Origin of the sequence: Streptomyces sp. NPDC090106, assembly GCF_044747265.1 — a bacterium.
In the GTDB taxonomy this organism is placed as follows: Bacteria; Actinomycetota; Actinomycetes; order Streptomycetales; family Streptomycetaceae; genus Streptomyces.
In genome coordinates this window covers 22,902-33,193 of sequence record NZ_JBIVDS010000011.1, presented here as the reverse complement: position 1 = coordinate 33,193, position 10,292 = coordinate 22,902, and the positions used below count along the sequence as shown (strand labels likewise).

Genomic DNA, 10,292 nt, shown 5'->3' with positions numbered 1-10,292 from the left:
CTGTGGGTGTCGTCCAACCCCCACCCCCGGGCCCCCGCCCCCGGCCCCCCCCCCCCCCCCCCCCCGGGCGCCCGCCCCCCCCCCCCCCCCCGCCCCCCCCCCCCCCCGGCCGCCCCCCCGCCACTGGTCATTCCGCGGCGAGTCTCGAACGCAGGGCGTTGAGCGCGTAGTGGTGTCGGGACTTCACCGTGCCGACCGGTATCCCGATCAGATCGGCCGTCTCCCGCACACTGTGCTCGAACACATAGATGTGCAGGACCACTTCCCGGTGCTCGGGGGAGAGGCCGTGCAGCAGCGCGTGGGTGTGCAGCGAGGTGGCGACGGACTCGGCGTGGTCCGGCAGCGCCTTCTCCCGACGGCCCGTCTCGAACATCTCGTCCGCACCGACGACCTCGTTGCGCACCATGGAGCTCCGTGACCGGTCGATGATCAGGTGACGGGCCACGGTCAGCAGCCAGCCGCGGATGGAACCGGCGGTGGAACAGAGCCGCTCCGTGTGCGGCCAGGCCCGGATGAACGCCTCCTGGGCGATGTCCTCCGCGAGATGCCGGTCCCGGAGGATCTTCTCGGCGTAGGCGATGACAGCGGGGGCGTGCGTGGCCATCAGGTCATCCAGCAGGCCGGGTCCGAGCAAGGGGTTCGCGCGGGCTGTGTCAGGCATGTCCATCGTGCATCGGGTTTCTGGTGCGGAACGTCGGCGCCGCCGTCACCGGCGGTCGTCCTGGCCCGAACCAGGCAACCAGCCCCGCGTATACGTCCCGTTGATGACTTGTCTACGGCGTGCGCGACGCCACCGTGAACTCAACTGAGGCCCCGGGGCGTAGCAGTCCATGAGACCGGGGCGTGGCACAGGGAACGCGGCCCCGGGAAAGGAGCCAGGTGTGCAATCCGCAAACGGCATCGCCGACGCCGTGTACGACTACCGTTACGGTTCCGGCCGCCGCCTCACCGCCGACAAGCTGTTCGCGCCGAAGCTGGACCTGCCCCCGAACAGCTTGTGGAACACCTTCGACCACCTGGACCGGCTTCTGCGCGAAAGATGGCTCGTCCCGTTCTTCCGGCCGAAACCGGGAGACGTCGCCGCCGGGGCGGCTTCGAGGAGCAACGCGCGCGTGAGCAAGATGGTGGACGAGTACCGCGCGCACCAGGAGTTCGCCCGTGCCTACGAGGAGTTCATCGGTGCCCATAACGCCTGCTGGCAGCAGGTACATACTGCCGGTGAGAAGCGGGACGAGGCACTGCGCGAGGGAAGGGGACATCCCGGCGGCGCACGAGGAAGGAAGCGGCTTCTGCACGCGGAACAGCTGGGCTCGGCCGGCAATCGGCTGGAGTCGTTTCTGCACGAAGCACAGAGGCAGCGCGCCCAGGTGGACGAACTGATCAGCCTGCGCCTCTCATCGGGCAGGCGGCCCCTCGAAGTCGCCGATCTGACCGCCCGACTGCGCGAGCAGACGTTCACGCTCGGGTGGGCGTCATCGGACACACGCCGGTCGATAGCGGCAGTGCAGCGCAACGTCGAGACTCGAAGAGCGCAAGAGCAGGCATCACGACGTACACCGGCACCCCCGCCGGCCGCCCACGACCACCATGCGACGGCGACGGTGGCGGCGCTGCGCCGTTCCGGAGCCCGACGTCCCCTTCCCGAACCGCCTCGCAGCACTCCGGTAGCCGGTCCGTCGACCCCCCAGTGGCCCGCGCACGGCACCTCCCGAAGTACCGGGCCCACGCGCTGACATCAGCCGATGCCGCCGACATCCGGCCGGCCGTCACCGCGCTCCGACGCCTCTCTGCACGCCGCATCTCGCTCCTGAGAGACTGGAGGCCGTGCACGGGGATCGCGGAGAGGCTTCGACGGTGGAACAGCCCCTACGGTTCTCGCTGCTGGGACCGGTCCGGGCCTGGCGCGGCGGCAGGGAGATCAGCCTCGGCCCGCCACAGCAACGCGTGGTCCTCGCTGCGCTGCTGCTGGCCGAGGCCGCGCAGGTGTCCACAGCCGCACTGACGGAGGCCGTGTGGGGGCCGAACGGGCCCGCCTCCGCGGCAGCCGTTCTCCGCACCTACGTCCATCGGCTCCGCAAGGCTCTTGACGTGGGCACAGACCCCGCGGACTCCGTCATCCGCTCCGTCCAGGGCGGCTATCAGCTGCGCGACGCGGGCGAACTGGATGTGCGTCGGTTCCAGGATCTGAGCACCCGGGCCGAACGCGCGCGGACCGCGGGCGACGACGCGGAAGCGGTGAAACTCCTTCAGGAGGCGGAGACTCTCTGGCACGGCACCGCGCTCGCCGGACTTCCTGGAGATCACACGGCGCGGCAACGCCATCGCCTCACCGAGATGCGGCTGGCCGTCACGGCGGCCCGCCTCACCGCCGAACTGGGCCTCGGCGCCGCCGCGCAGGCCACGGCCGAACTGACAGAACTGGTCGTCGAGCATCCCCTGGACGAGCGTTTCCACGAACTGCTCATGCTGGCCTACTACCGCTCGGGCCGTCAGGCGGCCGCACTCGACACCTATCAGGAGGCCCGGGACCGGCTCGCCGAGGAACTGGGCGTCGACCCCGGCCCGGCCCTGCGGACCCTGCACCAGCGCATCCTCCGCGCCGACCCCGGCCTCCTCGGTCCCTCACCCACGTCCTCGCCGACCACCCCTTCCTCCCCGGCCGAACCGTCCACCGGGCTGGTTCCCTCCCAACTGCCGCACCTCATAACGGTGTTCGTGGGCAGGGAGGCCGAACTCTCCCGGGCGGAATCCCTGTCCCCGCACGGCACCGTCGTCGTCAGCGCGATCGCCGGAACGGCCGGCGTCGGCAAGACCACGTTCGCCGTGCACTGGGCCCACCGGGTCGCCGACCGATTCCCCGACGGACAGCTCTACCTGAACCTCCGAGGCTTCGACCCCGTCGGTGTGCCGACCGCTCCCGAGGAGGCGCTGCGCACCCTGCTGGCGTCCCTCGGAGCCGACCTGCGGACCCTGCCCCAGGACCTCGACGCGCTCACCACCGCCTACCGCACCCATCTTTCCGGCCGCAGAGTTCTCCTGCTGCTTGACAACGCCCGCGACGCCGCACAGGTACGCCCGCTGCTGCCCGGAACCACGGGGTGTCTGACGATCGTCACAAGCCGGGACCAGCTCACCGGCCTCGTCGCCGTCGACGGCGCCCACCCCGTCCGTCTCGACGTCCTCACCCCAGCCGAGGCCCGCGACCTGCTCTCCCGCCGTCTCGGCGCCGCCCGGGTGGCGGCCGAACCGGACGCCGTCGACGAGATCGTCACCCGCTGCGCCCGTCTCCCGCTCGCCCTCGCCGTCACCGCGGCTCGCGCCGCCCTCCGCCCCGGCTTCCCGCTCGCCGCCCTCGCGGCCGAACTCCGTGCCAGCGCGGCCGACCTGGGCGCCTTCGAGGACATCGGTGACACTGCGGCCGACGTCCGCGCGGTGTTCTCGTGGTCGTACCACGCGCTCTCCCCCGACGCGGCCCGACTCTTCCGCCTCCTCGCCGTGCACCCCGGCCCTGACATCACCGTGCCCGCTGCCGCGAGCCTCCTCGGACTCCCCCGCACGTACACCCGGCGCACGATCGACCGCCTGGTCCGCATCCACCTCCTCGACGAGGCCCGGCCAGGCCGCTACACATCCCACGACCTGCTCCGCGCCTACGCCGCCGAACTCGCCGACTCCGCCGGGACCCCCGAGGACCTCCGTACCGCGCGGCACCGGATGCTCGACCACTACCTCCACACCGCCCACGGGGCAGCCGGGCTCACCAACCGGGCCCGTGTGCTCATTCCGCTGACCCGGTTGAGTGAGGGAGTGCGGCCCGAGGACTTCGGCGGCGACGCGGCGAGAGCCACCGCGTGGCTCACCGCCGAGGAGCCGGTCCTCAGTGCGGCCGTGCCGTACGCGGCGGCCCACCGGCACGACACCCACACATGGCAACTGACCTGGGCCGTCGCCAACCACTTCCATCTGCGCGGCCTCTGGCGGGAGGAGGAGCGCATGCAGCGCTCCGCCCTCGATGCCGCCCGCAGACTGGCGGACCCGGCCGCCCAGGCATACGCCCATCGCGGTCTCGCACTGGCCATGGCGGGCCACGGACAGTTCGACGGCGCAGCGGACCAGGCCCGGCGGTCGGTCGAACTCTTCACCGCGGCAGCCGACCCCCGAGCGGCGGCCGAAAGCTACCGCACCCTGGCCTGGGCGGTGGAGCAGAGCGGCGATCCGGACGCGGCCCTGGCCGCTGCCCAGCAGTCCCTCGAACTGTTCCGGGCCTGTGAGAACCAGACGTCCGACATCACACGTGTGCGTACGTCGATCGCGTCGGCCCTCAACGCCGTCGGCTGGATCCACGTACTGCTCGGCCAGCACCGCCAGGCCCTCGACCACTGCCGCGAGGCACTGGCGCTCTGCCTGGAGCTGGGCGACGACCTCAACGCGGCTCATACCTGGGACAGCATCGGCCACGCCCATCACCACCTGGGACAGCACGCCGACGCCGTCACCGCCTTCGAGAACGCCCTCGACCTGTACCGGCGCCAGGGCGACCTGCCCTGGTTCACCGCAGGGACCCTGACCCGCCTGGGGGACACCCACCACCGTGCGGACGCACCGGTCGCGGCCCGCGCCGCCTGGACCGAGGCCCTGGCCGTCATGGACGACCTCGGCCACGCCGACGCCGAAGCCCTGCGCGAGCGGCTGAACTCCGGGCGGGGTGCCGACGATCCAGTGCCCTGAACCGGCCGACCCCGTCAGCGGCACGTCAGGCGGTGCCTTCAGGCGGTGTCCTTCAGACAGGTGCTCCGGCCTCCGGCCGGTGCCTGTCCGACGCCGCGGACGCGCAGTACTCCCGCCGTGGGGCTGCCGGCAGCCACGGGCGAACGCGGGCGGCCACCTCTGTCGAAGAAGTGAGTGCCTCGACGGAGGTGGCCTGCTGTGCGGGGACCACCCGCTGTCAGGTGCGCCGGGTCATCACTCAGCCGCGAACTCACCGATGAAGACCGAGCGGGTCTTGTTGTCGAAGTTCTGCGCGGCGAGGTTGGCAGAGACGCCACGCTCCAGCAGCAGGGACTTCCCGGTGCAGTTGGGACCGTCCCACAGCTTGATGGGCTTGCCGACGGACTGGTCGTCGTCGGGGCTGATCGCGGAGATCGCGCCGCCGAGGGCAGTGTTCTTGCAGCCGCGCCCGGAGACCGTTCCCGCGGCGCTCTCCGAGTCGTTGGGGTCGTCGACGAACTTGTAGAGGCCGTCCTCGGAGCGCTCCACCAGTTCCTTGCCGGCCGTCCCGCTTCCGGACGTACCGCCGGTGCCGTTGTCCTCGATCTCCGGCTCGGCGGCGTCGCCGTCCTGGCCGGCGCGCTGACCGTCGGGGGTCACACCGAACCATGTACCGCCCACGCCCTGGCCGTTGGTGTCACCCGGGGCGAGATCCTTGCTGAAGAGGTAGATGGGGGCCTTGTTCAGGGTCAGCTGGAATCCCTTGCCGCGCCGGATGAACCCGACATCGGCCTTGTCGATGCCGTCGATGAAGACCTTGCCGCTGGGCTTGACGAGGTAGGGGGGCCAGGTCTTCTCGCACGCGTCGAAGCAGTTGGACTTCGAGGGCTCGTCCTTGTCGAACCGGTAGAGCACGAATCCGGCCGCGTTCGTCACCACGGGGTCGAGGTCACCCGCGGAAGAGGCGGACAGCTGGACCCAGTTGCGGATGACAGGAGTCGATTCCTTGGACTGCTTGGCGGGAGCGGCGTTGGCAGCGAAGTCACCCGTGCTGAGGTCGGCCTTGTTCTGCTCGGCAGTACCGCTCTTGAAATTGACTTCACCCGCCGGGATCGTGGTTTCCGAATCCCGTACTCCTTCCGCGTCCCCGCTGCCGCAGGCGGTCAGAAGCAGCGCGCCGGCCAGAGCGGTCGCCGTGAGCGTGGCCATACGAAGGTGATACATGGGTTACCCCTGAAGATGATGGTGACGTGCTGGTCTTTTCAGATCCGTTGATGTCCGCAATACGGCTGCCGCCGTCTGCCGAGTTCTAAGAAAGCCGGCGCGTTACTCAACCGTGATCTCCGGCGGTCCGGGGAGGCGGACCGGGACCGCCGTGGACACGCGCCGTGAGCGGTCCGGGACGCGGCAGCGCCGACGCCCGACCCGAAGACCGGTTGTGTCCGTGCCTCGAAGTGGAGGTGGATGGCCCGGTGGCCGGTAGGCCGGTAGGTCGAATGATCGCAGGCGGAGGAGACCATGCGGTCCTCGATCGATGGCGAGGTGACGGGCGTCGCACCGGAGCCGCCTCCGCAAGCGATTCCGAAACCGCTGGGGATTCCGGATCGAACTGATTGTGTTGTCGTTCCCCATAGGCCGCCTCGCCTTCGACCTCGCCTTCGTCTTCGATCTCGACCTCATCGGGTTTTATTGCCGACGGCGTGGAGTAGGCGTCGCAATCGAAGTACGTTCAGAATTCGGCCCTGAATCCGCTCACTCCGAAGTTCTTCGTGAATTGAGGAGACGAGATGAATCAGGCACGGGGTGGCGGGCAGCTCACATACCGCTCCTCAGGGACGCGGCGAACGCCGGTGGAGTCACTCGGGCCATCGCCTGCATGCGCCCCTGGGCCGCCGCGTAGCGCTCGGCGCCCTCGGTTCCGCCGATCTGCTTCCACAGCGACAGCAGCCGCTTGCCGAGCGGTATGGCGGTGAACGGTGCAGCCAGCATCTCCCAGCTGGCCACCGCCCGTTCGATGTCCTCGCGGGCCCGAATGTCACCCTGCCGGTGCCGTAGCGCGGCCACCTGGAGCGAGAGCGTGGTCGCCATCGCGTGATCGCCCAGCAGATGGGCCACGTACGCCTCCAGGGCGCGGGCCTCCAGCGTGTACAGATGGTCCGGCCCGAAGTGATGGGCCGACTGCCGTTCCAGTACCGCCGCCTGAGCCTTGGCCTGCGTCAGCTCCCCGGCGGTCACGGCTTCGCAGACCAGGGTCACCGCCGCGGCGATCTCCTCCGGCACGGTGATCTCCTCGGTCGAGCGGGCCGGGGCGAGATCCTGAGGTGGTGCCGGCGCGGCGTCGGACACCTTGGCCGGCACCGCCCGAGCCGTCGGCGAGGTCCGGACCGCCGAGGCCGTCTGCGCCTGTGGGTGCGGCGCGGGCGCTGCGAGCGCGGTCAGCACGACGGTGTCGTCATTCCGCCGAAGGCCGCTCCCGCTCCCTGTCTCTCTCCCAGGCTGAGCCCCCGTCTCTGGAACGGCTGTTTCCTGTGCCGATGCCAGGGCGGGCGAGGGCGAGGGTGTGGGTGTGGGCCGCGCGTTTCGCGGTGCGGGCGGGCTGTCCAGGGATCGCACGTCCTCCGAGGAGTGAGGGCTCTCCACAATGTCCGGGGCCGCTCGGATTCCCGTGTCCGCCGAAGTGTTCGGAACCTCCGGCGCATCTGGATCTGCCGGTGGACCGGGGGCCTTCAACGGCCGTGGTCCCTCCGTCAGTTCGCTCGCGCCGTTCTGCAACACCCGGATGTGCAGTACGACGTGCTGCCGCTGGTCCAGAACCGACGCCTCCACCGGCGCCGCCCGCTCCAGCGCCAGCTGATGCAGACGGTCCAGGACGACGGTCTGGGCGTCGTCGATGGAGACACCCGCGGCGACGACCTCGCCGCCCACCGTCACCGTGCCGTCGTCCGAGATGAAGACGGGGCACGGTCCGGCCCCGAGGCGGTCCGCCCGGTGCATATCCGTGTCCAGGTCGGGCAGTGCTCTCCCGGCACCACGCCGGTCCGGTCGCAACATGGCTCTCACTGTCCTTCGTTGTCTGGGGTGGGTGCGGACGCGCACACCGCGTCCTCGTGGATCGCTGACTTGGGCCGGGTCGTCATCACGTACTGCCGCGAGGCGTTGGTTCGAGCGACGCGGCTGGCCTCAGACAGGGCTTCCTCACGCCCTTCGAGCCGGACGCCCCTGCGGAGTCACCCGCGTTCCCGTGCACCGATCACCTAGTTCCCCCGGCTGTCGCAGCGCGGACCAGTCCGTGCTTGGCAACGGCCGTGACGCTGACAGCGGTTCAATGCCGGGCCATCGGATTCGGGAGTGAACCGTGGACGAGTCCGGCGCCTGACGACGAGAACGGCCCGCCGGTTGCGACGGTCCGCTAGGGCGTGGACGGGTCGAAGACTGGCGAGGAGCCCGTCGGCGTTGATCCGGTTCTCGGGCCCACGCTGCCGGCACCGGTGGGGCCTGACGGCGGGGCGACCCGGCGTCGCCGCTGCGCAGGAGGGTGAAGCCGACCAGGAACCTCGCGGCAGCCCTCACCCGTCAGGGACACCGGGTGAGCGCGGACATGGTCGGAACCTGTTGCGTGAAGGGGGAAAGCATCGCGAGTTCCACGGAGTCCGGCCCACCGGATTCGGCAGCGGGCGCTACAGGAAGCTACGAGGAGCGGGGGCCCGCGCACACCCCGGCACCGTAACTCCCGCAGCCCGTGTCATCTGGCTCCGACCATGATCCAGGGAAGCGGTGTCTAGACGTCCGACCAGGAAGGGATGAGCGCGGCCTGACCGTGCACCACGCCGTCGAGTTCCGCGAGGTTCCAGATGGTGACGTCCTCTATCCAGAATCGCCGCCCGGTTCCGGAGATCCGCAATCCGCGATAGCCCTCGACGACACTGTCGCGCAGGACGTCCGACAGGGCGTGATCGCGTTCCGCCCGTGCCACGATCGGCGCGGACAGGCTGGATCGCAGGCCCGAGAACTCGTGCCACGAGTAGGAGAAGCAGCGTTGCGCCGTGATGTTGGCGTACACGAACGCCGGATCGTCGCCGCCATCCTGAACGAGTACGGCGAACGGGGCGTCGTGGTAGAGCCAGTCGGCCGGGTGGGTCCCGTGCGACGTCTCGGGCACCAGGGGTCGGCCCAGCAGCCGTTCGTAACTACCGCTCAGCAGAGAGAAGAAGGCCGGATCGAGCGGTGTCGGTACGGAGATCAAGACAGTCCTCGCAGCAATGGGGTCTCATGCCCGCCCCGAAGGGCGGGACGCTGTGGCTTCGCCGGGATCGACTGTGGTCGTCGGGAGCGAGGAACAGGGTTATCGCGAGAGCCTGTTGCGGTGGCATGCCCGTCCCTTTCGCAGTCGCCCTCAGGTGGTCACGCCGATGGGCGGAGCACCCTCACGACTCGAACTACGGCGGCGGAGGCCAGTGAGGTCAATCGACATCGCACCCCGGGAGAGCGGAGTGCGGCTGGCGGGGTGCGGGGTGCGGGGTATGCCGTACAGGGTACAGCGTGCGGGGCTGAAGTCGGCTTCGGAGCCGGGGACATGGGCGGGCGTGGCGCACACGTGCCCGCCGGGGACCCGGTCGCGGTCAGAGGTGTTTGTCCAGGAACGCCCGGACGAGTGGCAGGACGTCGTCCAGCGCGCTCTCCAGCAGGAAATGGCCGCCGGTCATCAAGTACACCTCGGCGTCGGGCAGATCGGTGGTGAAGGCGAGGGCTCCGGCGGGGCCGAAGATCGGGTCGTTCTTCCCCCAGATGGCGAGCATGGGGAACTGCCGCTGCCGGAAGCATCGTTGCACTTCGGGGTAGAGGCTGAGGTTGGTGGCGTAGTCCAGGAACAGGGCGAGCTGCACGCGGTCGTTGTCGGGCCGGGAGAGCAGATCGTGGTCGTGGGTCCACAGGGCGGGGTCCACCAGGGTCTCGTCCGCCACCCCCGCGAGATACCGCCAGCGGGTCAGCTCAAGGGTGAGCGCCTGCCGGACGTCGGCCTCGGTACGGGGGGTCTGCTCGCCCCAGTAGTCGCGCAGGGTGGTGAAGAACTCGGGCTGGAGCCCTTCGTCGTACGCGTTGCCGTTCTGGGTGATGATCGCCGTGACCGCGTCCGGTGTCCGCAGCAGGAGCCGCCACCCGATGGCCGCTCCGTGATCGTGGACGAAAAGGCCGTACCGCTCGACGCCGAGCTGGGCGAGAAGCGCCCCGGTGAGGTCGGTGAGCGAGTCGAAGGAGTACGGGAAGTCGTCGACGGGCGGTGCGTCGGAGAGCCCGAAACCGAGGTGGTCCGGCGCCACGAGGTGCCAGCGGTTCGCCAGCCGCGGCAGCAGATGCCGGAACATGAGCGAACTGGCGGGAAAGCCGTGCAGGAGCACCAGGGTGGGCCGGTCCCTCGTGCCGGCCTCCCGGTAGAAGATCTGGTGGCCATCGACCATGGCGTACCGGTGATGGACTGTAACCATGTCTTGTGTGCCGCCTTAGCCCGGTATGCGCGATGCCTCGATTGGAATCACTGCACGGTATTGACTCGCAGTGGACGAATAGTGAACCCGCCGGGCCGGCGT

The 10,292-nt window shown here is 69.9% G+C and carries 7 protein-coding genes and 1 pseudogene; 3 read left to right on the top strand and 5 right to left on the bottom strand.

Annotated elements, in window-relative coordinates:
- Positions 1–127 precede the first annotated feature (127 nt).
- Positions 128–661, bottom strand: coding sequence for a sigma-70 family RNA polymerase sigma factor (locus tag ACIPSE_RS31805; RefSeq protein ID WP_401669329.1), 534 nt, complete (start codon positions 659–661; stop codon positions 128–130).
- 220 nt (positions 662–881) lie between these two features.
- Between ACIPSE_RS31805 and ACIPSE_RS31800 the strand changes: the two genes are divergently transcribed.
- A complete protein-coding gene (locus ACIPSE_RS31800; RefSeq protein WP_401669327.1) occupies positions 882–1,733 on the top strand; it encodes a hypothetical protein in 852 nt (283 codons plus the stop codon).
- A gap of 121 nt (positions 1,734–1,854) precedes the next feature.
- Complete coding sequence (locus tag ACIPSE_RS31795; protein ID WP_401669325.1) at positions 1,855–4,728, top strand: BTAD domain-containing putative transcriptional regulator; 2,874 nt, start codon at positions 1,855–1,857, stop codon at positions 4,726–4,728.
- A 234-nt stretch (positions 4,729–4,962) separates the two neighbouring features.
- Here the strand turns inward: ACIPSE_RS31795 and ACIPSE_RS31790 are convergent, their stop codons facing one another.
- Complete coding sequence (locus ACIPSE_RS31790) at positions 4,963–5,916, bottom strand: hypothetical protein (RefSeq protein ID WP_401669322.1); 954 nt, start codon at positions 5,914–5,916, stop codon at positions 4,963–4,965.
- Between the two features lie 606 nt (positions 5,917–6,522).
- Positions 6,523–7,149, bottom strand: coding sequence for a hypothetical protein (locus tag ACIPSE_RS31785; protein ID WP_401669320.1), 627 nt, complete (start codon positions 7,147–7,149; stop codon positions 6,523–6,525).
- Between the two features lie 971 nt (positions 7,150–8,120).
- On the opposite strand from ACIPSE_RS31785, the pseudogene ACIPSE_RS31780 reads away from it, so the two are divergent.
- Positions 8,121–8,311 (top strand): annotated as a pseudogene (locus ACIPSE_RS31780) (ISAzo13 family transposase); the annotation flags it as partial.
- Positions 8,312–8,485: 174 nt separating this feature from the next.
- Here ACIPSE_RS31780 and ACIPSE_RS31775 read toward each other — a convergent pair.
- Both ACIPSE_RS31775 and ACIPSE_RS31770 read right to left on the bottom strand, forming a co-directional pair.
- A complete protein-coding gene (locus tag ACIPSE_RS31775; RefSeq protein ID WP_401669318.1) occupies positions 8,486–8,950 on the bottom strand; it encodes an MEKHLA domain-containing protein in 465 nt (154 codons plus the stop codon).
- A gap of 376 nt (positions 8,951–9,326) precedes the next feature.
- Positions 9,327–10,190, bottom strand: coding sequence for an alpha/beta fold hydrolase (locus ACIPSE_RS31770; protein ID WP_401669316.1), 864 nt, complete (start codon positions 10,188–10,190; stop codon positions 9,327–9,329).
- Positions 10,191–10,292: the final 102 nt, after the last annotated feature.